Origin of the sequence: Burkholderia sp. AU16741, from assembly GCF_002223345.1 — a bacterium.
GTDB classification, from domain to species: Bacteria; Pseudomonadota; Gammaproteobacteria; order Burkholderiales; family Burkholderiaceae; genus Burkholderia; species Burkholderia sola.
On record NZ_NKEZ01000003.1, the window covers coordinates 160,018 to 183,064 of the forward strand.

General features: G+C 68.6%; 21 protein-coding genes. 8 read left to right on the forward strand and 13 right to left on the reverse strand.

The annotated features are described in order from the left end of the window. Nucleotides 1–39: 39 nt before the first annotated feature. The gene (gene mnmA, locus CFB89_RS03100) at nt 40–1,212 is read right to left on the reverse strand and encodes a tRNA 2-thiouridine(34) synthase MnmA (protein WP_089466695.1); all 1,173 of its coding nucleotides are present in this window, start codon (nt 1,210–1,212) and stop codon (nt 40–42) included. Next, the gene (locus CFB89_RS03105) at nt 1,209–1,718 is read right to left on the reverse strand and encodes an NUDIX hydrolase (RefSeq protein ID WP_089466696.1); all 510 of its coding nucleotides are present in this window, start codon (nt 1,716–1,718) and stop codon (nt 1,209–1,211) included. The genes mnmA and CFB89_RS03105 overlap by 4 nt, the downstream gene beginning before the upstream one ends. 276 nt (nt 1,719–1,994) lie before the next feature. On the opposite strand from CFB89_RS03105, the gene CFB89_RS03110 reads away from it, so the two are divergent. The 3 genes from CFB89_RS03110 to CFB89_RS03120 are packed head-to-tail and all read left to right on the forward strand — an operon-like array spanning nt 1,995 to nt 4,923. After that, the gene (locus CFB89_RS03110) at nt 1,995–3,134 is read left to right on the forward strand and encodes a Re/Si-specific NAD(P)(+) transhydrogenase subunit alpha (protein WP_089466697.1); all 1,140 of its coding nucleotides are present in this window, start codon (nt 1,995–1,997) and stop codon (nt 3,132–3,134) included. An 11-nt stretch (nt 3,135–3,145) separates the two neighbouring features. Then, nucleotides 3,146–3,472 carry an NAD(P) transhydrogenase subunit alpha gene (locus CFB89_RS03115; protein ID WP_069616734.1) on the forward strand — a complete coding sequence of 109 codons (327 nt, stop codon included), beginning with the start codon at nt 3,146–3,148 and terminating at the stop codon, nt 3,470–3,472. Then, complete coding sequence (locus CFB89_RS03120) at nt 3,469–4,923, forward strand: NAD(P)(+) transhydrogenase (Re/Si-specific) subunit beta (protein WP_006483443.1); 1,455 nt, start codon at nt 3,469–3,471, stop codon at nt 4,921–4,923. The genes CFB89_RS03115 and CFB89_RS03120 overlap by 4 nt, the downstream gene beginning before the upstream one ends. Before the next feature lie 88 nt (nt 4,924–5,011). On the opposite strand, the gene CFB89_RS03125 is transcribed toward CFB89_RS03120, so the two are convergent. After that, the gene (locus CFB89_RS03125; protein ID WP_089466698.1) at nt 5,012–5,932 is read right to left on the reverse strand and encodes a LysR family transcriptional regulator; all 921 of its coding nucleotides are present in this window, start codon (nt 5,930–5,932) and stop codon (nt 5,012–5,014) included. 86 nt (nt 5,933–6,018) lie between these two features. On the opposite strand from CFB89_RS03125, the gene CFB89_RS03130 reads away from it, so the two are divergent. Continuing rightward, nucleotides 6,019–6,942, forward strand: coding sequence for a carbon-nitrogen hydrolase family protein (locus CFB89_RS03130; protein ID WP_089466699.1), 924 nt, complete (start codon nt 6,019–6,021; stop codon nt 6,940–6,942). A gap of 88 nt (nt 6,943–7,030) precedes the next feature. Here CFB89_RS03130 and CFB89_RS03135 read toward each other — a convergent pair whose 3' ends face one another. The 8 genes from CFB89_RS03135 to CFB89_RS03175 form a co-directional block, all read right to left on the reverse strand. Continuing rightward, nucleotides 7,031–7,717, reverse strand: coding sequence for a YafY family protein (locus CFB89_RS03135; RefSeq protein ID WP_011544611.1), 687 nt, complete (start codon nt 7,715–7,717; stop codon nt 7,031–7,033). A gap of 73 nt (nt 7,718–7,790) precedes the next feature. Beyond that, nucleotides 7,791–8,195: a VOC family protein gene (locus tag CFB89_RS03140; RefSeq protein WP_089466700.1), complete on the reverse strand. Its 405-nt coding sequence runs from the start codon at nt 8,193–8,195 to the stop codon at nt 7,791–7,793. 387 nt (nt 8,196–8,582) lie between these two features. Next, the gene (locus tag CFB89_RS03150; protein WP_089466702.1) at nt 8,583–9,887 is read right to left on the reverse strand and encodes a class I SAM-dependent RNA methyltransferase; all 1,305 of its coding nucleotides are present in this window, start codon (nt 9,885–9,887) and stop codon (nt 8,583–8,585) included. 185 nt (nt 9,888–10,072) lie between these two features. Continuing rightward, nucleotides 10,073–12,202, reverse strand: coding sequence for a site-specific recombinase (locus CFB89_RS03155; protein ID WP_089466703.1), 2,130 nt, complete (start codon nt 12,200–12,202; stop codon nt 10,073–10,075). A gap of 483 nt (nt 12,203–12,685) precedes the next feature. Then, on the reverse strand, nt 12,686–13,405 hold the full coding sequence (locus CFB89_RS03160; RefSeq protein ID WP_089466704.1) for a membrane integrity-associated transporter subunit PqiC: 720 nt from the start codon (nt 13,403–13,405) through the stop codon (nt 12,686–12,688). Continuing rightward, nucleotides 13,402–15,021: an intermembrane transport protein PqiB gene (locus tag CFB89_RS03165; RefSeq protein ID WP_089466705.1), complete on the reverse strand. Its 1,620-nt coding sequence runs from the start codon at nt 15,019–15,021 to the stop codon at nt 13,402–13,404. The genes CFB89_RS03160 and CFB89_RS03165 overlap by 4 nt, the downstream gene beginning before the upstream one ends. Continuing rightward, entirely contained in the window at nt 15,014–15,649 is a 636-nt protein-coding gene (locus CFB89_RS03170; RefSeq protein ID WP_089466706.1) for a paraquat-inducible protein A, read from the reverse strand. The genes CFB89_RS03165 and CFB89_RS03170 overlap by 8 nt, the downstream gene beginning before the upstream one ends. Beyond that, the gene (locus CFB89_RS03175) at nt 15,646–16,311 is read right to left on the reverse strand and encodes a paraquat-inducible protein A (RefSeq protein WP_089466707.1); all 666 of its coding nucleotides are present in this window, start codon (nt 16,309–16,311) and stop codon (nt 15,646–15,648) included. The genes CFB89_RS03170 and CFB89_RS03175 overlap by 4 nt, the downstream gene beginning before the upstream one ends. Nucleotides 16,312–16,570: 259 nt before the next feature. On the opposite strand from CFB89_RS03175, the gene CFB89_RS03180 reads away from it, so the two are divergent. The 4 genes from CFB89_RS03180 (at nt 16,571) to CFB89_RS03195 (ending at nt 19,819) form a co-directional block, all read left to right on the forward strand. Then, entirely contained in the window at nt 16,571–17,131 is a 561-nt protein-coding gene (locus CFB89_RS03180) for a cytochrome b (RefSeq protein WP_089466708.1), read from the forward strand. An 8-nt stretch (nt 17,132–17,139) separates the two neighbouring features. After that, nucleotides 17,140–17,700 (forward strand): YceI family protein, encoded by a 561-nt coding sequence (locus CFB89_RS03185; protein WP_089467890.1) that lies wholly within the window; start codon nt 17,140–17,142, stop codon nt 17,698–17,700. A gap of 65 nt (nt 17,701–17,765) precedes the next feature. Next, nucleotides 17,766–18,347: a YceI family protein gene (locus CFB89_RS03190; RefSeq protein ID WP_089466709.1), complete on the forward strand. Its 582-nt coding sequence runs from the start codon at nt 17,766–17,768 to the stop codon at nt 18,345–18,347. 194 nt (nt 18,348–18,541) lie between these two features. Next, entirely contained in the window at nt 18,542–19,819 is a 1,278-nt protein-coding gene (locus CFB89_RS03195; RefSeq protein WP_089466710.1) for an MFS transporter, read from the forward strand. Nucleotides 19,820–19,970: 151 nt separating this feature from the next. Here CFB89_RS03195 and secF read toward each other — a convergent pair whose 3' ends face one another. Both secF and secD read right to left on the reverse strand, forming a co-directional pair. Next, entirely contained in the window at nt 19,971–20,921 is a 951-nt protein-coding gene (gene secF / locus CFB89_RS03200; RefSeq protein ID WP_006482457.1) for a protein translocase subunit SecF, read from the reverse strand. Between the two features lie 18 nt (nt 20,922–20,939). Then, nucleotides 20,940–22,958 carry a protein translocase subunit SecD gene (secD, locus tag CFB89_RS03205; protein WP_089466711.1) on the reverse strand — a complete coding sequence of 673 codons (2,019 nt, stop codon included), beginning with the start codon at nt 22,956–22,958 and terminating at the stop codon, nt 20,940–20,942. Nucleotides 22,959–23,047 lie beyond the last annotated feature (89 nt).

A 23,047-nucleotide genomic window follows, 5' to 3' on the forward strand; every position in this document is an offset into this window, starting at 1 on the left:
GCCGGGCGCGGCGTGCCGCAAGTCTAAACCGAATGGATGTCAGCGTGCTTCGGCGAACGCCGGCGCGTGGCCCGCCGTTGCAGCCCCGGGCTGGCCGGTGGCCGCGGATTCGATGATGCCGCCGCCGAGGCAGATTTCGCCGTCGTACAGCACGGCCGATTGGCCGGGCGTGACCGCCCACTGCGCGTCGTCGAACGCGAGCGAGAAGCGCGCTTCGCCTGCCGGGCCGGCGGCCGCGGCGCCTGTCGCGGCCCGACCGAACACGCACGCCGCATCGGCCTGCCGGTAGCGCGTCTTCGCGCCGCACGCGAAGCCGTCCGCCGGCGGCTCGCCCGCGACCCAGCTCACGTTGCCGGCGACGAGCTCGCGCGACAGCAGCCACGGATGGTCGTGGCCCTGCACGACGTACAGCGTGTTCGACGCGATGTCCTTCGCGGCGACGAACCACGGATCACCGTTGCCGCTCTTGCTGCCGCCGAGGCCGATGCCCTTGCGCTGGCCGAACGTGTAGAACGCGAGGCCGATGTGCTCGCCGACCACCTTGCCGTCGGGCGTCTTCATCGGGCCGGGTTTGGTCGGGAGATAGCGGTTCAGGAAATCGCGGAACGGCCGTTCGCCGATGAAGCAGATGCCGGTCGAATCCTTCTTCTTCGCGTTCGGCAGCCCGATCTGCGCGGCGATCTCGCGCACCTTCGTCTTCGGGATCTCGCCGAGCGGGAACATCGTCTTCGACAGTTGCGCCTGGTTCAGCCGGTGCAGGAAGTACGACTGGTCTTTCGTATGATCGAACGCCTTCAGCAGTTCGAAACGCCCGTCGCGCTCGCGCACGCGCGCATAGTGGCCGGTCGCGATCATTTCCGCGTCGAGCGACATCGCGTGGTCGAGGAACGCCTTGAATTTGATCTCGGCGTTGCACAGCACGTCGGGGTTCGGCGTGCGGCCGGCCGAGTATTCGCGCAGGAACTCGGCGAACACGCGGTCCTTGTATTCCGCCGCGAAGTTGACGGCTTCGACGTCGATGCCGATCAGATCGGCCACCGACACGACGTCGATCCAGTCCTGGCGCGTCGAGCAGTACTCGCCGTCGTCGTCGTCTTCCCAGTTCTTCATGAACAGGCCGACCACGTCGTAGCCCTGTTCCTTCAGCAGCCAAGCGGTCACCGACGAATCGACGCCGCCCGACATGCCCACCACGACACGACGCTTGCTCATTTGCCGACCGCCTGACGTTCGAATGCCTCGGGGCGCGGAGCGACCGAATGCGTGTGCACGAAATCGAGCGGCACGCGCCGCCCGGCGAGGTAATCGTCGACGCAGCGCATCACCGCGGGCGAACGATGGCGTTCGCTGCATGCGCGCAGTTCGTCGGCCGTCATCCACAGCGTCCGGACGATGCCGTCGTCGAGCACGTGGCCCGCGACCGGTTCGCCGGCCGTGCCGCAGAACGTGAAGCGCAGGTAGGTCGCGCCGGCGTTGCCGGGGCGGTCGTAGTGCGCGAGATAGACGCCGACGAGCGCGTCGGGCGTGAACGGGTGCGCGGTTTCCTCGAGCGTTTCGCGGATCACGGCGTCGGCGAGCGTCTCGCCGGCTTCGAGATGACCGGCCGGCTGGTTGATGCGCAGGCCCGTCGAGGTTTCTTCCTCGATCACGAGAAAGCGGCCGGCGCGCTCGACGAGCGCGGCGACCGTCACATGCGGGGTCCAGATTTCGGGTTTCATGGTTCGGCATTTTACCGGTTGCGCCCGAACGCTGCCGGCCGTTCCGCTAGACGAATCCGACCCTTGCAAGGCGGCCGTCCCCGCAGGGCGTGACGGGACGGGTCAAGCGCATGTCGCATTCGAGCACGGTCGTGCGCAAAGTGCTGGCGGGGCCATCGCTTTCGGTTAAAGTGCGTGAAAGCCGTTGCTCGTGAGCCGGTAAGTCAGCCTGTCCGGCGCGTTGTGCAGTAAAGATCGCAAGAAAAGAAATACTGACAATGACTGGAGGAACCGACGATGCATATTGGAGTGCCTGCTGAAACGCGGGCCAACGAGGCGCGCGTGGCCGCGACGCCGGAAACCGTGAAGAAGTACGCGGCGGCCGGCCATCGGGTCAGTATCGCGAAAGGGGCCGGCAGCGCCGCCAGCTATCCCGACGAAGCCTATGTGGCCGCCGGCGCCGAATTGACCGACCAGTCGGCCGCTTTTGGCGCCGACCTCGTGCTGAAGGTCCAGGCGCCCACCGACGCCGAACTGCCGTTGCTCAAGCGCGGCGCCGTGCTGGTCGGCATGCTCGAGCCGTTCAACGGCGAGCAGGCGGCGAAACTCGCCGCGGCCGGCGTCACCGGTTTCGCGCTCGAGGCCGCGCCGCGCACCACGCGCGCGCAGAGTCTCGACGTGCTGTCGTCGCAGGCGAACATCGCCGGCTACAAGGCCGTGCTGGTGGCCGCGTCGCTGTATCCGCGCTTCATGCCGATGCTGATGACGGCCGCGGGCACCGTGAAGGCGGCGCGCGTGCTGATTCTCGGCGCGGGCGTCGCGGGCCTGCAGGCGATCGCGACCGCGAAGCGCCTCGGCGCGGTGATCGAGGCGTCCGACGTGCGGCCGGCCGTGAAGGAGCAGATCGAGTCGCTCGGCGCGAAATTCCTCGACGTCCCGTTCGAAACCGACGAAGAGCGCGAAGCCGCGCAGGGTGTCGGCGGCTATGCGCGCCCGATGCCGCCGTCGTGGCTGGGCCGCCAGGCCGCGCTCGTGCACGAACGCGCGAAGCAGGCCGACATCGTGATCACGACCGCGCTGATTCCCGGCCGTCCGGCGCCGACGCTGATCTCGGTCGAAACGGCGCAATCGATGAAGCCCGGCTCGGTGCTCGTCGATCTCGCGGCCGGCCGCGGCCCGGAAATCGACGGCCGCAAGGGCGGCAACTGCCCGCTGACCGTCGCCGACCAGGTGATCGTGCACAACGGCGTGACGATCGCCGGCTACACGAACCTGGCGTCGATGGTCGCGTCGGACGCGTCGGCGCTGTATGCGCGCAACCTGCTCGACTTCCTGAAGCTGATCGTCACGAAGGAAGGCACGCTGAACATCGACCTGACCGACGACATCGTCGCCGCGACGCTGCTGTGCCGCGACGGCGAAGTGACGCGCAAATAACGGAGGAGACCATGGAAGTCATCAATCACACGGTGATCAACGTGATCATCTTCGTGCTGGCGGTGTACGTCGGCTACCACGTCGTCTGGAACGTCACGCCGGCGCTGCATACGCCGCTGATGGCCGTGACCAACGCGATCTCGGCGATCGTGATCGTCGGCGCGATGCTCGCGGCGGCGCTGACCGTCGGCGCGACCGGCAAGTTGTTCGGCACGCTCGCGGTCGCGCTCGCGGCCGTCAACGTGTTCGGCGGCTTTCTCGTGACGAGGCGAATGCTCGAAATGTTCCGCAAGAAGGAGCCCAAGCGTATCGAGGGCGGCAAGGAGGGCGCGCGATGAGCATGAACGTCGTCACGCTGTTGTACCTCGTCGCGTCGGTGTGCTTCATCCAGGCGCTGAAGGGGCTGTCGAACCCGAAGAGCGCGCGGCGCGGCAACCTGTTCGGGATGGTCGGGATGGCCATCGCGATCCTCACGACGATCGCGCTGATCGTCAAGCAGGCCGCGTGGCTCGGCGCGAACCTGCCGCTCGGCCTCGCGCTCGTGCTCGGCGCGCTGATCGTCGGCGGGGGCGTCGGGGCATTCGTCGCCGCGCGCGTCGAGATGACGAAGATGCCGGAACTCGTCGCGGCGATGCACTCGCTGATCGGTCTCGCGGCCGTGTGCATCGCGTATGCGGTCGTGTCGGAGCCGGAAGCGTTCGGCCTCGTGCCGCAGGATGCGGTGTCGTCGAGCTTCATCCCGTACGGCAACCGCGTCGAGCTGTTCATCGGCACGTTCGTCGGCGCGATCACGTTCTCCGGTTCGGTGATCGCGTTCGGCAAGCTGTCGGGCAAGTACAAGTTCCGGCTGTTCCAGGGCGCGCCGGTCGTGTACGCGGGCCAGCACCTGATCAACCTGATGCTCGCGATCGCGATGCTCGGCTTCGGCATCCTGTTCTTCATCACGCAGGCGTGGCTGCCGTTCATCATCATGACGGCGATCGCGTTCGTGCTCGGCGTGCTGATCATCATCCCGATCGGCGGCGCGGACATGCCGGTGGTCGTGTCGATGCTGAACTCGTACTCGGGCTGGGCCGCGGCCGGCATCGGCTTCTCGCTGAACAACGCGATGCTGATCATCGCCGGTTCGCTGGTCGGCTCGTCGGGCGCGATCCTGTCGTACATCATGTGCCACGCGATGAACCGCTCGTTCTTCAACGTGATCCTCGGCGGCTTCGGCGGGGAAGCGGCGGCCGGCGGCGCGGCGGGCGCGCAGGAGCAGCGGCCGGTGAAGTCGGGTTCGGCCGACGACGCGGCGTTCATGCTCGGCAACGCGGAATCGGTCGTGATCGTGCCGGGTTACGGGCTCGCCGTCGCCCGCGCGCAGCACGCGCTGAAGGAACTGACCGACAAGCTGGTCGAGAAGGGCATCGACGTGAAGTACGCGATCCACCCGGTCGCCGGGCGGATGCCGGGGCACATGAACGTGCTGCTCGCGGAAGCGGAGGTGCCGTACGAGATCGTGCACGAGATGGAGGACATCAACGGCGAATTCGGCCAGGTGGACGTGGTGCTCGTGCTCGGCGCGAACGACGTCGTGAACCCGGCCGCGAAGAACGATCCGAAATCGCCGATCGCGGGGATGCCGATCATCGAGGCGTACAAGGCGCGCACGGTGATCGTCAACAAGCGCTCGATGGCGGCCGGCTACGCGGGCCTCGACAACGACCTGTTCTACATGGACAAGACGATGATGGTGTTCGGCGATGCGAAGAAGGTGATCGAGGACATGGTGAAGGCCGTCGAGTAACGCACGCTCTGGCTACGCGGTGCCCGCTGCGATGCGCGGGCGCCGCGCGCCGGACAGGCCCGACCGGCGCAAGCCGGCCGGGCTTTTTTCATGGTGTGACGAGGCGTGCGACGCAGGCGGCGATCGTGTCGCGCACGCGTACGATCGCCGGGTCGCGCTGCGTGCTCGTGCGCCAGCCGATTTCGACCGGATAGCGGGGCAGGTCGACCGGGCACGCGAGCGCGCGCAGCGACGTCGCTTGCGCGATCGCATGCGCCGCATGCGCGGGGATCGTCGCGATCGCGTCGGAGCCGGCGAGCAGGTACGGCAGCGCGGCGAAATGCGTGGTCGACGCCGCGACGCGCCGCTTGTGGCCCAGCGCGGCCAGCGCTTCGTCGACGATCCCGATCACGCCGCCCGACGACACGAGCAGGTGGTCGCGCCGCAGGAATTCGGCGAGCGTCAGCGTGCGCGGCGTCCGCGCGCGGCCGGCCGGGTCGATCAGGCACGCGTAGCCGCCGGTGGCGACCGCGCGCCGGCTGAGCCCGTTCGCCGAGAACCCGCCCGACGCGATCGCGACGTCGACGCCGTGCCGCAGCAGCGCGTCCCCGGCGATGCCGCTGTGCGTTTGCCGGAAGATCAGCCGGATCCCGGCCGCTTCGCGCGCGACCGCCTCGATCAGCGCACGGCCGAGCGCGATCTCGAAATCGTCGGACAGCCCGATCGAGATCGTGCGGCCGACGCGGTCGCCGCCGTCGGCCGCGATCGCGAGGCTTTCGCGGCAGCGGTCGAGCGCGTCGGACAGGATCGGCTTCAGTTCGTCCGCGCGCGGCGTCGGCGCGAGCCCGCGGCCGGTGCGCACGAACAGCGGATCGGCATAGATCACGCGCAGCCGGCCAAGCGCCGCGCTGACCGCCGACTGCGTGAGATCGAGCCGCAGCGCCGCGCGGCTCGCGCCGCCTTCCTCGTACAGCGCCTCGAACACCTTCAGCAGGTTCAGGTCGAGCGCGGCAATATCATCCACATTCATGTCAGTTATCGTTGTATCGATTTGATCGATGAAATGATATCGACAAAGATGACGTCCCATTCACCGCATTCACCGGAGACGCCTTCATGTCCACTTCAGTCATCGCCGCGCTGCAGATCGGCGCATCGCCCGCCGGCACGCGCGCCACGCTCGACACGATCCTCGGCTACGAAACCGCGATCCGCGACAGCGGCGCGTCGCTGGTCGTGCTGCCCGAGGCCGTGCTCGGCGGCTATCCGAAAGGCGAGATCTTCGGCACGCGGCTCGGCTACCGGCTGCCCGAAGGCCGCGACGCGTATGCGCGCTACGCCGCGCAGGCGATCGACGTGCCGGGGCCGGAAACCGACGAGCTGGCCGCGCTGTCGCAGCGCACGGGCGCGAGCCTCGTGGTCGGCGTGATCGAGCGCGGCGGCAGCACGCTGTACTGCACCGCGCTGTTCTTCGATCCGCGCGACGGGCTCGTCGCGAAGCACCGCAAGCTGATGCCGACCGGCACCGAGCGGCTGATCTGGGGGCAGGGCGACGGCTCGACGCTGCCGGTGGTCGACACGGCCGCCGGCCGCACGGGCGCCGCGATCTGCTGGGAGAACCACATGCCGCTGCTGCGCTGCGCGATGTACGCGAAAGGCGTGCAGATCTGGTGTGCGCCGACGGTCGACGAGCGTGACGTATGGCAGAGCTCGATGCGGCACATCGCGCACGAGGGGCGCTGCTTCGTCGTGAGCGCGTGCCAGGTGCAGCCGTCGCCGCGCGCGCTCGGCATCGACGTGCCGGGCTGGGACCCCGAGCGGCCGCTGATCCGCGGCGGCAGCGTGATCGTCGGGCCGCTCGGCGACCTGCTGACGGAGCCGCTGATCGGCGAGGCGGGGCTTGTGACCGCGCGGATCGACACCGACGCGCTCGTGAAGGCGCGCTACGATTTCGACGTCGTCGGCCACTACGCGCGTGCGGACGTGTTTTCGCTGCACGTCGACGAGCGGCCGAAGCGGCCGGTGGTGTTCGGCGGGTAACGCAAGCAGGGCGGCGCGCGCCATGGCGCCCGCGACATGAAGGGCGGCGGCGTACGCTTGCCGCTGCGCTGCGCTGCGCTGCGCCGCATCAGCGCATCGGCGCTTCCGCGATCCGCATGTAGTCGGCGATCCGCCGGCCTTCCATGTCCGGAAACTGCTCGTGCACGGTGATGTCGCCCATCCGGGCGATGTCGAAGGTGCGGAAATCGCCGCGCAGTTCGCACCACGCGCCGATCGTCCAGCGCCCGCCCCAGTAGACGAGCCCGAGCGGCCACACGCGGCGCTGCGAATGCGCGCCGAGCCGGTCGCGATAGTCGAAGCTGACGATGTGGCGCGTGTCGATCGCCTGGTGGATCGCGTCGACCTTCGCGCAAAACGTCTCGTCGATGTGGAACGACGGCGCGAACACGGGCAGCCGGTCGAGCGCCGTGCGCTTGTCGGCCGGCATCGCCGACGCGATCTTCGCGAGCGCCGAGCGCGCGCCGCTCGCGAAGCGCGCACCGCCCCAGGTCTCGAGCATGCGCGCGCCGGTGGCGAGCGCCGCCAGTTCCTCGGCCGTGAACGTGAGCGGCGGCAGGCTCGCGTTGCGGTTCAGCCGGTAGCCGATCCCGGCTTCGCCTTCAATCGGCACCCCTGACAGTTGCAGGTCGCGCACGTCGCGATAGACCGTGCGCGGCGACACCGACAGCCAGTCGGCCAGTTGCTGCGCGGTCGTGAGACGCCGCCCGCGCAACAGCTCGGCGATCTGGAACAGGCGGTCGGCACGGCGGGTCATGACGGCACCTCGATTCCTCTGGCGACGGGGACTTCGCGATGATAGCGCCGCGCCGGCCCGCCGGTCGCCGCGCTCAGTGGCATTTCGGCGCGTGCAGGCCGACGCGGTTGCCTTCCGTGTCGATCAGGTAGCCGACGTAGCCGTAGTTGTTCGGCAGCTCGACGACGGCGCCCTGCACGACGCCACCCGCGCGCTTCGCGCGTTCGAGCGCCGCGACGACCGATTCGCCGGCGTTCAGGTAGACGAGCACGCCGTTCGCGCTCGGCTTGATCTGCTGCGGATCGAACACGATGCTGCCGCCCGTGCTCGACGCGTCGCGATCGAACGTCGCCATCGGCACGCCGCCGATGACCGCGCGCTGCAACGTGGTTTGCAGCACGGTTTCGTAGAAGCGGATCGCGCGGTCGAAATCGAGGGACGGAATGTCGAACCACGCGATCGCGCGGTCCGGGGTGGCAGTGGCGGTTGCTGACGTCATGACGAGCTCCTTGTTACGTTGTTTGCGTTGTTATTCGGATTCGGTGCGGAAACCAGCCTGCATTGCGCCGGGATTGCAGTGTGAGCGCGGGCTGCTGACACCGTATTGTCAGTAGAGTTGTCATCTATCGGATCGAGCCGCAGGCCGGCGTCGGGGAGCTGACCGTCACGCAGGAGGGGCTCGTGCCCGGTTCGGAGAGGGAGCGCGGGAGGCGCGGCGGCTGGCCGGCCGTGCTGTCGAGCCTGAAGACGCGGATCGAGACGCGGCATGCGCTGCCATTCACGATGGCGCGCGGGTCGCAGTCGAAGCAACGACCGGCCGCGGAAAAGCACAGGGGCCGCGATGGCGGCCCCTGGAAGTCGTTGCTCGTGGAAGCGAACGGCCGGCTTACGCGTCGTCGCCTTCCGCTGCCGCCGGGCGTGCCTTCACGCTGCCGGCGATCAGGTCGAAGCGGAACAGCCGGCATTCGAGCGCGCCGTTGAACAGCGGCGTCTTGGCCGATTCGCGCAGGCGCAACTGGCCGGGCAGCGAACGGTCGGACGTCAGCAGGAACGCCTGCCAGCCGGTGAAGCGCTGCTTCAGCGCATCGCCGAGCGCGTTGAAGAACTCGCTGTCCGGCGCGTCGGTGTGCGTGCGGCGGAATGCGTCGTCGTTGCCGCGGTTGCGGCCGGTTTCGCGCACCTCGCCGCGCGCGCTGCGCCCGCGCACTTCGATCCGCTCGCCGTACGGCGGGTTCGCGAGGAGGATGCCCGGCCCGTCGCACGGCGGCGTCATCCCGCGTGCGTCGACCTGCTTGAGCCACACCGACGGCACGCCCGCGCGCTCGAGGTTCGCGCGCGCCTTCTCGAGCATGTCGCCGGAAATGTCGCTGCCGTACACGCCGAGCGCGTCGCCGCGCTTGGCGCGCGCCGCGCGCTTCGCGTCGAGCGCCGGCACCTTCAGCCCCTGCCACGCGGTGATGTCGTACTGCTTGAGCTTTTCGAAGCCGAACCGGCGTTCGACGCCGGGCGCCACGCCGAGCGCGATTTGCGCGGCTTCCGCGAGGAACGTGCCGCTGCCGCACATCGGGTCGTACAGCGCGGTGCCGGGCGTCCAGCCCGTCAGGCGCAGGATGCCGGCCGCGAGATTCTCGCGCAGCGGCGCCGCGCCCTTGTCGAGACGCCAGCCGCGCTTGAACAGCGGCTCGCCCGACGTGTCGAGGTACAGCGTGCACTCGTTGACGGTCAGGAACGCGAACACGCGCACGTCCGGCGCACCGGTGTCGATGCTCGGGCGCGAGCCGGTTTTTTCGCGCATCCGGTCGCAGATCGCATCCTTCACGCGCAGCGTCGTGAATTCGAGGCTTTTCAGCGGCGACTTGATCGCGGTGATGTCGATGCGCAGCGTCTGCGTCGACGCGAACCAGCGCTCCCACGGCTGCTCGAGCGCGAGCGCGTAGACGTCCTGTTCGTTGCGGTACGGGCCGTGCGCGATCTTCAGCAGGATCCGGCTCGCGATCCGCGAATGGAGGTTCGCGGCCATGCCGGCGGCCCAGCCGCCGCTGAAATGGACGCCGCCCGGCACCTGCGCGCCCGCGGTGAACGGCGCGCCGTTCAGGTGGCGGCCGGCGATTTCGGCCAGCTCGGCGGCAAGCGCCGCTTCGAGGCCGCGCGGGCAGGGAGCGAAGAATTCGAACAGGGTGGGCGAGGACATAAGGCGGGTGAGGACGTGCAAAAGTCCACTATTGTACGCGGCGCGGGCGACCGGGGCCGGCGTTTCGGCGCGGCGGCCCCGGCGCGGCCGCCGCTCGCGCGTGCGGGGCGTGCCGGGAGGACGGGAGGGCGGGAGGACGGGGAGGGCGGGGCCGGGCGGCCGGGCAGGCGCCGCCGCGCCGCCGGTCAGTGCGTGCCCGGCTGGCCGGCGCGCGCGGCGGGGTTGGCCGCCGGCCAGAACAGCGCGAGCGGATTCGACAGCACCGTGCGGACGATCGCGGCGACGAGCGCGCGCACCTTGGTCGGGCGCAGGCTGCGCGAGCGCACGGCCATCGTGAACGCAAGCGCGAAGCTCACGAGCACGTTGAGGATCGCCATGCTGAGGACGCCCGCGCCGGCCCACCACAGCTCGGGCGTGCCGAGCGCACCCTTGCCCAGCACGCCGAGCGCGACCCCGATCGAGCCGGCCGACAGCGTCACGTGCCGCACCTCGAACGGGAACATGAACACGGTGACGATCGCCGGGACGAGGCCGAGCATCAGGCCGAGGCCGACGTTCGCGACCACGCCCGCGACGTTCGACCGGCAGAAGTGCGCGAGCTTCGCGGCGCCGGCCGCGCCGAGCGTCAGGCGCAACCGCCGGTTGTAGGTGAGCGCGTCGCCGACCCGGTGCAGCACGAACCAGTTGTCGGCCCAGCCCGCGAGCAGGCTCGACGCCCACAGCAGCACGCCGGTGAGCGCCGCATAGAACGGCGTCGGGCCCAGCAGCGAGAACGAGTGCAGCGTCGCATGAGCCTTCTCCGGCGAGATCAGGTTCGCATGCAGCACGTTGCTCGCGAACAGCTGCACGAGCAGGCACACCGGCAGCACGACGAGCACGTTGCCGGAAATCGCGGCCGCCTGCGTGCGGATCAGCGCGATCACCGATCCGACGAACGCCTTCACGCCTTCGTCGTGGCCGGTGTCGTCGAGTTCGCGCGCGAGCGTCGGCGCGGTCATCGCGGGCTGCTTGGTCGCGAGCGTGAAGTGCAGGAAGTGCATCAGCATGAAGCTGGCCGCGTAGTTGACGCCCGCGAGCAGCCCTTCGAGCATCGACTGCAGGTGCGCACCCGTGATCGCGAACTTCACGCACACGGTCACGACGGTGACGAGGCCGCCGCCGGCGGCCATCCGCAGCATCTTCAGGTACTCGGCGCGGCCGCGCGAGATGTAGTGCTCGCCGGTGTCCGCGTTGGTCTCGACGAGCTTGCGCGCGAACAGCGAGAAGTTGCTGCGCACCAGGTGCGCGACGCTCTGGCTGCTCTGGTTCGCGTCGACGAGTTCGGCGGTCAGGTGCGCCATGCCGCGCAGGTCGTCGCGCGCCATCCACGCGTTGAGCAGCATTTCCGCGCGCAGGATGCGCATGCGCATCCGCTCGACCTGGAACACGATGTCCACCGACACGCCGTTGCGGTACAGGTGCGCGAACACGTCGTCGACGGCGATCCGGCATTCGTCGAGCAGCACGCGCAGGTAGTTCACCTCGTGCAGCAGCTTGCTCGGGTCGCCGCCGTCCTCGACGGCCGCATGCGCGGTCTCGACCGCGAGCATCGCGCGCGTGAGGCGGTAGAACGGCTGCGATTCGAGCGGCTGGCGTTCCAGCGGCTTGCGCGCGTCGTCGTCGGACAGCCGGCTGCGCACCGTCTGCGACAGGCCGGTCGAGCTGATCTGGCAGGTCAGGTTGTGCAGCGCGGCCAGCAGGTCGCGCGAGAACGAGCCGGGCTCGTGGCGCTCTTCGTCGGAGACGTCGAACGAGATCAGCTCGGCGACGCGCGCGAGCAGGTCGTCGGGCAGCGCGTCGATCCATTTCGCGTCCTCGGGCGTCGGGAACATCAGCGTGAACAGCGCCGACAGCTCGCGGCGGTTCGGCGCGGGCGGGATCAGCGACGAGTCGATCCGCTCGAACAGCGCGCCGAAGAAGCCCGAATGCACGGGCATGCCGGCGTCGCACAGCAGCGAGATGCCGTCGCACTCGCGCAGGATGCCGCGCAGGATGCGCGCGGCGTGTGCTTTCCACGCGGGGTTGCGATCGAGCACGTGGAACAGGTAGCGCAGCCGTGCATGGGCCGGATACGCGCGCGTGTCGGCGTCACGCCCGGCCGGCGCGTCCTGCACGGTGCCGGTGCGGCGCAGCCAGTGCGCGAGCTCGATCAGCCATTCGCTGCGCTCGGCGTACGACGCGTCGGCGTCGGCGTTGGCGAGCAGCGCATCGAGCTGGTGACCGGCATTGCGCGACGCGCGCCACTTCTTGATCAGGGTCGTCAGGGAACGAAACATAAACGGAATAGCGAAAGCCCGGGACGGGCGGGTTCGGGATGCCGGCCGGGGAAGCGGCGCGGCGCCGGTGAGAACGGGTGAGACGGGGCCGGTGGCCGGACGATGCGCGGCTACCCGCGATGCGGCTGCCCCGCCGCGGTGCACGCGGTTCGCGTGCGGGCGCCGGGCGGCACGGCGGTCGGGCCGAACGCGGCCCGGCGCCGCTGGCTGATGCGCACGACGAACGGCGCGAGCCGGAAAGTGCGTAGGATCGTCAATCGGGCCGGAAAACGCAAGCCGACCGCGTGAGGTGGCGCGGGTTCCGGCGGCTTTGACAAAGAGTGCAAAGTGGCCGTCCGGCCGATGAGTAGGCCGCATGGCGCCGGTTGCGACGGCATGCGGCCGGCGTCCGGCGTTCGGCGAGTGCGACGGACCCACCGAGCCGTTCGACACCGCACGGGCGAACGCCGTGTCGACCGTTCGCCCGCGCGTCGCCGCGTTCGCTTATGCGCCGGACTTGCCCGTCGCGCCGGTGTCGCCGCCTGCCGTCGGGTTGGCCGGGCACGGCACGGCCGGCGCGACGGCCGTCTTGCCGCCGCCCGCGGACGCGGCCGCCGCACCGCGGCGGGCAGCCATCGCGCGCACGCCGGCCGCGGCCTGCGTGGCAATCACGTCGAGCGCACGGCGGTGGCCGGCGACGAGCGCGTCATAGCCGTCGGCGACCGGTTCCGCGACGCTCGTGCGGCAAGTCATGACGGCCTGCGTGGCGAGCGAGCGCACGCTCCAGACGGCGTCGATCGCCGCGCGCTTGCCCGGCCACGACTCGAAGCGCTGCACGTTCACGCTGATGCGGTATACGGGCACGCCGGCCGGATACGCGGAATTCGCGACGTCGATCGTGCCGAGCTGCGCGGCGAGATCGTCCGACAGCGCGCGGCGGATTTCGTCGGCGGGCGGCGCCGCCCAGCGTTCCTGCTCGAGCACGTCGACCTGCGCGGCGTTCTTCTGCACGACCAACTGGTTCTTCGCGACCTGCTCGGGCACGCCGACCGACGGCACCTCGATCAGGAACGCCGGGTTGGCCGGCGCGGTGTGCAGCGGCGCCGCGGCGTCGGCCGGGCTGAGCGTGTAGAACCGCGCGGGCGGCGAGCTGCACGCGGCGAGCGCCAGTGCGGCGAGCGCCGCCGCCGCGCCGCTCGCGAAACCGTTCACGCGTGTCGTCATTGTTTATCTCCTGGCTTGCCCTTGAGCAGCGATTCGGGGTGGCGCTCCAGATAGTCGGCGAGCGCGTTCAGCGATTGCAGCGTGCGCGTGAGCTCCTTCAGCGCGCCGCGCACGTCGGACTGCAGCGGCGAATCCTGCTGCAGCGTCGCTTCGGCGGTCGAGAAGGTCTGCTTCGCGGCCGACAGCGTGTCGCGCGCTTCCGGCGCGACCTGCGTGTCGAGCTGCTTGAACAGCTTGTCGGCGTTCGACAGCGCGCTGTTCAGGTTCGCGCCGATCTGGTCGAACGGCACCTTGTCGAGCTTCTTCGCGATGTCGGCGACCTGCAGCTGCAACTCGTCGAGCGTGTTCGGCACGGTCGGCAGCTCGAGCGGCTGGCGGGCCGTGTCGATCTTCGCGGCCGGCGCCTTCGGGAAGAAGTCCAGCGCGACGTACAGCTGGCTCGTCAGCAGGTTGCCGGTGCGCAACTGGCCGCGCAGCCCGTGCTGGACGAGCCGCTCGACGATCTCGCGCCGCGCCGGTTCGCCCTTGCTCTCGATCGTCTCGCGGAAGCGGCGGCCGAGGCGCTCCGGATAGACGTTCATCGTCACCGGCATCAGGAAGTTCTTCGTCTTCGGATCGAAGTCGATGCCGATGTTCGTCACTTCGCCGAGCACGATGCCGCGGAAGTCGACCGGCGCGCCGACGGCGAGCCCGCGCAGCGACTGGTTGAAGTTCATCACGACCTGCAGCGGCTGGCCGTCCGGGTCGCGCATCGCGTCGCCCTCGTCGGAGCCGAGGCGGAACGTCGTGTTGTTCGGCGCGGTCGCGCCGGTGCCCTGGTTCGGCGGCGTCTGGAACGCGATGCCGCCGAGGATCACGGTCGCGAGCGACTGCGTGTTCAGCTTCAGGCCGCTCGAATCGAGCCGCAGATCGACGCCGCTCGCCTGCCACCAGCGCGTGTTCATCCCGACGTACTGGTCGTACGGCGCATTGACGAACACGTTGAACGTCACGCCCGTGCCGTCCTTGTCGAGCGAGAAGCCGACCACCTGGCCGACCTGCACGCGGCGGTAGTAGACCGGCGAGCCGATGTCGACCGAGCCGAGCGAGTCGCCGCGCAGCACGTACTGCGTGCCTTTCTGGTCGCCCGTGACGGCTGGCGGCGTCTCGAGGCCGGTGAAGTCGGTCAGCGTGTCCTGGCCGTGGCCGGCGTCGACGCCGATGTACGCGCCGGACAGCAGCGTGCCGAGCCCCGACACGCCGGTCGCGCCGACGCGCGGCCGCACGATCCAGAAGCGCGAGCCCTTGACCGCGAAATCCTCGGCCTCCTTCTTGAGCTGCACCTGGACGAGCACGCGCGTCAGGTCTTTCGACAGCTTGATCGTCTTGACCGTGCCGATCTCGACGTCCTTGTACTTGACCTGGGTCTTGCCCGGCTCGAGCCCTTCGGCGCTATGGAAACTGATCGTGATTTCCGGGCCGCGCTCGCGCACGGACTTGATCACGAGGCCGATGCCGATCAGCGCGGCGATCAGCGGCACGAGCCAGACGAGCGACGGCAGCCAGCCGCTTTTCGTCGAGATCGTCGGATCGGGCGGCCGGGGCGCGTCGTGCTGCGGGCCTTGTGGACTATTCATGGTGATTCCCTGAGGTTTCGACTGGATCCCAGATCAGGCGGGGATCGAACTGCATCGACGCGAGCATCGTCAGGATCACGACCGAGCCGAACGCGAGTGCGCCGGGGCCGGCCGTGATGACGGCGAGCGAACGGAAATGGACGAGCGCGACGGTCAGCGTCACGACGAAGATGTCGAGCATCGACCAGCGGCCGATGCGCTCGACGATCCGGTAGAGGCGCGTGCGCTGCAGCGGCCGCCACGCGGCGCGGCGCTGCGCGCTGGTGACGAGGAGCGTCAGCACGCCGAGCTTGAGCATCGGCACGAGGATGCTGGCGACGAACACGACGACGGCGAGCGGCCAGTCGCCGGACGTCCAGAAATAGATGACGCCGCTCATGATCGTGTCCTGCTGCGACCCGACGATCGACGACGTGCGCATGATCGGCAGCAGGTTCGCCGGAATGTAGAGGATCGCGGCCGCGAGCAGCAGCGCCCACGTGCGCATGATGCTGTTCGGCGTGCGCACGTGCAGCGCGCTGCCGCAGCGCGCGCAATGCGCGTGCGGCCGGTCGATCGTCTGCACGAGCCCGCACGCGTGGCAACTGGCGTAGCCCTCGCGGGCGGCGGTCGGCGTGGGGTTCGTCATCGGCGGGGCGCGTCCGGCAGCGGCGCGGCGGGGTCGGGCCGCGCGGGCGAGCGGCCGGCGCGCAGGTCGTCGGCGATGTCCCACACCGTGCGCGGGTCGAACATCAGCACGACGGCGGTCATCAGCGTGAGCGCGCCGAACGCGAACAGCGCCGCGTCGGGCACGACGCGCGCGAGGCTCACCATTTTCACGATCGTGACCACGATGCCGAGCATGAACACCTCGATCATCCCCCACGGCCGCACGAGCTGGATCGTGCGCAGCACGAAGTTGAGGCCGGGCGGCACGACGCCGCGGCGGATCGGCAGCAGGACGTAAAGCAGCGCGGCCATCTCGACGAGCGGGAACAGCACGGTCGAGCAGAACACCATCACGCCGACGATCGCCATGTCCTGATGCCACAGCGCGTCGATCGCGCCGATCAGCGTCGTCTGCACGCGCGTGCCGTTCAGGTCCATCTCGAGGATCGGGAACGTCTGCGCGATGATGAACGTGACGAGCGCCGCGACCGCGAGCGCGGTGATGCGCTCGATCTGCGTGGTGCTGTTGCGATAGAGCAGCGCGTCGCAGCGCGGGCACCGCGCGATCTCGCGGCCGGCGAGGCGCGGTTTATGCAACAGTGCGTCGCATTCGTGGCAGGCAATCAGGTCGTATCGTTGCATGGAAAAGGCGGTGTCGCGACGGCTGGGGAAACGCGTCGACGGGGCCGGAACCCGCGCCAATCTTACCAAAAGGGCTTTTTCGGTGCGTCAAGGATCGTGCGCCGCGTGACCGATCGGTAACATGACAGGAAGCCGTCAGCCGGCTGGCGTGCCTGTCCTCAGAGTCCGCGCGCGTCAAAAGGTTGCGGTAGCATGGCGCCCTTGACGTGCGTCGGACGAATTTACCGGCGTAGCCGTTCGCTGAACTGAGGAACCGAAGATGGCATCGAACCCGCCGCCGGCCGTGCCGGCACGCTACGCGCATACCGCGATCGCACTGCACTGGCTGATCGCGCTGCTGATCGTCTGCGGCTTCGCGCTCGGCTGGGTGATGACGGACATCCCCGGCTTCACGCCGACCAAGCTGAAGTACTTCTCGTGGCACAAGTGGATCGGCGTGACGGTGTTCGCGCTGGCCGTCGTGCGCGTGCTGTGGCGTGCGACCCACGTGCCGCCGCCGCTGCCGGGCGATACGCCGGCGTGGCAGCGCGCGGCGTCGCACGGCGTGCACATGCTGCTGTACGTGCTGATGATCGTGATCCCGGTCACGGGCTACCTGTACAGCTCGGCGTCGAACATCCCGGTCGTCTATCTCGGCATCGTGCCGCTGCCGCGCCTGATCGACCCCGATCCGGTGCTGAAGGAAACCTTCAAGACGCTGCACGTCTCCTTGAATTACATTCTGCTTGCGCTCGTCGCGATGCACGTGCTCGCGGCGCTCAAGCACCAGTTGTTGGACCGCGACGGCCTGTTGTCGCGCATGCTTCCCTTTGCCAAATGAAGGATCCCATGAAAGTGTCTTTCTCCCGCTCCATGCTGACCGCGTTCGCCGCGGCGGCGCTTGTCGCGTCGGGCGCGGCGCATGCCGACGTCGATCTCGCGAAGAGCAAGGTGTCCGCCGTGTCGAAGCAGATGAACGTGCCGACCGAAGGCGCGTTCAAGAAGTTTTCCGCGCAGGTGAAGTTCGACCCGGCGAAAGCCGCGCAGGGCAGCGCGCAGATGACGATCGACGTCGCGAGCTTCGACCTCGGCGACAAGATGTACAACGACCAGGTCGCCGGCAAGGACTGGTTCGACGCGAAGACCTATCCGCAGGCGACCTTCGTGTCGTCGGCGATCGCGCCGGCCGGCGGCAACAAGTACAACGTGACCGGCAAGCTGACGATCAAGGGCAAGGCCGAGACCGTCACGGTGCCCGTCACGGTCGCGCAGAACGGCGCGACGCAAACGTTCGACGGCGTGCTGCCGATCAAGCGTTCGACCTTCAACGTCGGCACCGGCGAATGGAAGGACACGTCGGTCGTCGCGGACGAAGTGCAGATCAAGTTCCATCTCGTCACCACGAAGTAAGCGGCGGGTTGCCGCGTCAACTGAATGCCGCGCGAGGGCGCGGCGACGTTTCCAGGAGAAAAAATTTGAAAAAGCATCTGATCATCGCCGCAGGCGCGCTGGCCGCTTCGCTGTCGTTCTCGGCCTTCGCCGAAAGCGCGACCTACCAGTTCGACCCGAGCCACACGTACCCGAGCTTCGAAGCCGACCACTTCGGCGGCCTGTCGGTCTGGCGCGGCAAGTTCGACAAGTCGAGCGGCACCGTGACGCTCGATCGCGCGGCGAAGACCGGCACGGTCGACGTGACGACCGACATCGCGTCGATCCACACGGGCAGCGCGAAGCTCGACGAGCACCTGCAGACGGCCGACTTCTTCGATGTAGCGAAGTTCCCGCAGGCGAACTACAAGGGCACGATCAAGTTCGACGGCGACAAGCCGGTGTCGGTGGTCGGCAACCTGACGCTGCATGGCGTCACGAAGCCGCTGACGCTGAAGATCGATTCGTTCAAGTGCATGCCGCACCCGATGCTCAAGCGTGAAGTGTGCGGCGTCGACGCGATCGGCGAATTCAGCCGCGACGATTTCGGCCTCGACTACGGCAAGCAGTACGGCTTCAAGATGAAGACGAAGCTGCTGATCACGGCCGAAGCGGTCAAGCAGCAGTAAGGCTCCCAGCGAGGCCGGCGCGTCGCGCCGGCCGCCGCGGGCAAACCGCCGCGCTCCCATGACCGGGGGCGCGGCGGTTTTTTTTGCGCGCCTATAATTGCCCGAGCGCCGTATGCGACCGTGCGGCGCCGGGCAGGCCGACGGCGCGACGGCGGCCGTCCCGAACAGAACGTACAACGACAAGGAGATCGCCGATGCATGCCGTCACGCAGTCCAGCTCCATTGCCTCGTCGCCGCGCGTGTGGCGCGCGGTGGTCGCCGCGTCGATCGGCAACGCGCTCGAGTGGTTCGATCTCGTCGTCTACGGCTTTTTCGCGGTGACGATCGCCAAGCTGTTTTTCCCGGTCGGCAACGACACCGTGTCGCTGCTGCTCACGCTCGGCACGTTCGGCGTGTCGTTCTTCATGCGCCCGCTCGGCGCGATCGTGCTCGGCGCGTATGCCGACCGCGCGGGCCGCAAGGCCGCGCTCACGCTGTCGATCCTGCTGATGATGGCCGGCACGCTGATCATCGCGGTGCTGCCGACCTACGGGACGATCGGCGTCGCCGCGCCGGTGATCCTCGTCGCCGCGCGGCTGATGCAGGGCTTCTCGGCCGGCGGCGAATTCGGCAGCGCGACCGCGTTCCTCGCCGAGCACGTGCCGGGCCGGCGCGGCTTCTTCGCGAGCTGGCAGGTCGCGAGCCAAGGGCTCACGACGCTGCTCGCCGCGGGCTTCGGCACCGTGCTGAACGCGCAGCTCACGGCCGCGCAGATGGCGTCGTGGGGCTGGCGCGTGCCGTTCTTCTTCGGGTTGCTGCTCGGGCCCGTCGCGTACTACATCCGCGCCAAGGTCGACGAGACGCCGGAATTCCTCGCGGCCGAAGGCACCGCGAACCCGCTGCGCGATACGTTCGCGTCGCACAAGGCGCGTCTCGTGGCCGCGATGGGCGTGGTCGTGCTCGGCACCGTCGCGACCTATCTCGTGCTGTTCATGCCGACCTACGGCGTGAAGCAGCTCGGCCTCGCGCCGTCGGCCGCGTTTGCCGCGATTCTCGTCGTCGGCGTGATCCAGATGGCGTTCGCGCCGCTGGTCGGCCACTGGTCGGATCGTTACGGCCGCGTGCGCGTGATGATCGCGCCGGCCGTCGGCATCCTCGTGCTGATCTATCCGGCGTTCGCGTATCTCGTCGCGCATCCGGGCTTCGGCACGCTGATCGCGCTGCAGGTGCTGCTCGCGTTCCTGATGACCGGCTACTTCGCGGCCCTGCCGGGGCTGTTGTCGGAGGTGTTCCCGGTGCAGACGCGCACGACCGGGATGTCGCTCGCGTATAACGTCGCGGTGACGATCTTCGGCGGCTTCGGGCCGTTCATCATCGCGTGGCTGATCCGCGAGACGGGGATGAAGACGGCGCCGAGTTTCTACCTGATGTTCGCGGCCGTGCTGAGCCTCGCGGCGCTGGTCGTGCTGCGGCGGCGGTTCGGGTTTCGCTGAAACGGGCGGGCGGCGCGTCAGTCGTCGACGCGCTCGCACGCCGGCTGCGCCGGCATCGGTTGCGCGAACGGGTCGGGCGCCAGCCGGTCCGCCCATAAAAAAACCGGCCCAAACGGGCCGGCCTTGCTTCGATGCCGAAACGGCGTGGCGCTTAAACCTGCGCGCCCGCGTTCGGATCGTCCGGATCGTGCGCGGTCTTCTTTTCCTTGATCAGGTCTTCGCGCTTGATGCCGAGCCACATCGCGAGCGAGCCCGCGACGAACACCGACGAGTAGATGCCGAACATGATGCCGACCGTCAGCGCGAGCGCGAAGTAGTGCAGCGTCGGGCCGCCGAAGAAGAACATCGACAGCACCATCATTTCCGTCGACGTGTGCGTGATGATCGTGCGCGACATCGTGGTCGTGATCGCGTGGTTGATCACTTCCTGCACGCTCATCTTGCGTTCGCGGCGGAACGTCTCGCGGATCCGGTCGAAGATGACGACCGACTCGTTGACCGAGTAGCCGAGCACCGCGAGGATCGCCGCGAGCACCGCCAGCGAGAACTCCCACTGGAAGAACGCGAAGAAGCCGAGAATGATCACGACGTCGTGCAGGTTGGCGATGATGCCTGCCACCGCGTACTTCCATTCGAAGCGGAACGACAGGTAGATCACGATGCCGATCACGACGCACGCGAGTGCGAGCAGCCCGTCGGTCGCGAGCTCGCGGCCGACCTGCGGGCCGACGAACTCGACGCGCTGCAGCGTGACGTCCGGGCTCTGCGCCTTCAGCGCGCCCATCACCTGGTCGCTCTGCTGCGCGGACGTGAGGCCTTCCTTCAGTTGCAAGCGGATCAGCACGTTGCGCGACGTGCCGAAGTTCTGCACTTGCGCGTCGGCATAGCCGAGCTTGCCGAGCGTCGCGCGCACGGGTTCGAGCTCCGCGGCCTGCTGATACTGCACCTCGATCACCGTCCCGCCGGTGAATTCGACCGACAGGTGCAGCCCGCGGTGGAACAGGAAGAACACGGCGGCGAGGAACGTGACCAGCGAGATCACGTTGAACACCAGCGCGTGCCGCATGAACGGAATGTCTTTACGGATGCGGAAAAATTCCATGGCTTCGTCTCCGGGGCCTTATTGGGTCGAGCCCGGTTTCTTCGGCGACACGCCTTGCTGCGCGCGGTTGCGCAGCTGCGGCTTGCCGGCGCGCGGCGCGTTGCCCTTCGCCGGGGCAGCGAGCTTCGCGGCGCGCGCGGTGTCGGTCGATTCGTCCGCGTCGGTGAACGACGCGGCGGCGGCGCCTTCCGGCTTCCACACTTGGCCGATCGCGAGCGACTTCAGCTTCTTGCGGCCGCCGTACCAGAGGTTGACGATCCCGCGCGAGAAGAACACCGCGGAGAACATCGACGTCAGGATGCCGAGACAGTGCACGATCGCGAACGCGCGAACCGGGCCCGAGCCGAACGCGAGCAGCGCGAGGCCGGCGATCAGCGTCGTGACGTTCGAGTCGAGAATCGTCGCCCACGCATGCGCGTAGCCGGACTGGATCGCGAGCTGCGGCGGCTGGCCGGCGCGCAGTTCTTCACGCACGCGCTCGTTGATCAGCACGTTCGAGTCGATCGCCATACCGAGCGCGAGCGCGATGGCCGCGATACCGGGCAGCGTCAGCGTCGCCTGCATCAGCGACAGCACCGCGACGAGCAGCAGCAGGTTCACCGACAGGCCGATCACCGACACCACGCCGAACAGCATGTAGTACGCGATCATGAACACGGCGATCGCGCAGAAGCCCCAGATCACCGAGTGCACGCCCATCCTGATGTTGTCGGCGCCGAGGCTCGGGCCGATCGTGCGTTCCTCGATGATCTCCATCGGCGCCGCGAGCGAACCGGCGCGCAGCAGCAGCGCGAGGTCGGCCGCCGCCTGCGGCGTCGGCTGGCCCGTGATCTGGAAGCGGTCGCCGAGTTCGGACTGGATCGTCGCGACCGTCAGCACTTCGCCCTTGCCCTTCTCGAACAGCACCATCGCCATCGGCTTGCCGATGTTGTCGCGCGACACCGTGCGCACCGCGCGGCCGCCCGCCGAATCGAGGCGGATGTTGACCGACGGACGCTGATGTTCGTCGAAACCGGCCGACGCATCGATGATGCGGTCGCCGGTGAAGATCACGTCCTTCTTCAGCAGCACGGGCACCTGGTTGCCCTGCGTGAACAGCTCCTCGCCCGGCGGCACGGGGTCGTTCGGGTTCGGGTGCGTGTTGATCGGATCGGCGAGGCGCGCCTCGAGCGTCGCGGTGCGGCCGATGATGTCCTTCGCCTTCGCGGTGTCCTGCACGCCCGGCAGTTCGACGACGATGCGGTCGCTGCCTTGCTGCTGGAGGATCGGCTCGGACACGCCGAGCTCGTTCACGCGGTTGTGGAGCGTCGTCAGGTTCTGCTTGAGCGCGGCGTCCTCGACCGACTTCTGCACGGCCGGCGTGAAGGTGCCGACCACCTGCGTGCCGCCGCCGCCGGGCTGGGTCGCCCATTGCAGCTCGGTGATCGACGCGGCGAGCACCTTGCGGGCGTCTTCGGCGGTTTGCGCGTCGCTGAAGTTGACGACCACGGACTGATCGACGCGGCTCACGCCGCCGTCGCGGATGTTCTTGTCGCGCAGCAGCGAGCGCGCGTCGGACGCGTCCGAGTCGAGCTTCTTCGTGAGCGCGCCCGTCATGTCGACCTGGAGCAGGAAGTGCACACCGCCGCGCAGGTCGAGGCCGAGATACATCGGCAGCGCGTGCAGCGCGGTCAGCCAGCGCGGCGACGCGCTCTGCAGGTTCAGTGCGACGACGTACTGCGGATCGTTCGGATCGGTGTTCAGCGATTTCTGCAGCAGGTCCTTGACGCGCAGCTGCGTATCGGTGTCCTTCAGGCGCACGCGGATGTTCGCGTTGGTCGCCGTGTTCTCGAAGGTGATGTCGTCCGGCTTGATCTGCGCGGATGCGAGCGCCGATTCGACCTGGGTCAGCGTGGTCGAGTCGAGCTTGACCGTGGCCTTGCCGCTCGACACCTGCACCGCCGGCGCTTCGCCGAAGAAGTTGGGCAATGTGTACAGAAGGCCGATGGCGAGCGCCACGACCATCACGACATATTTCCAGAGTGGGTAACGATTCATGAGGGGGCCGAACGGGTGGTTGGCGTGAAAGCGTCGCGTCCGGCGCCGCGGCGTCCCGCTCTCTCAGGCGGGCACGGCGCGGGGAGCCG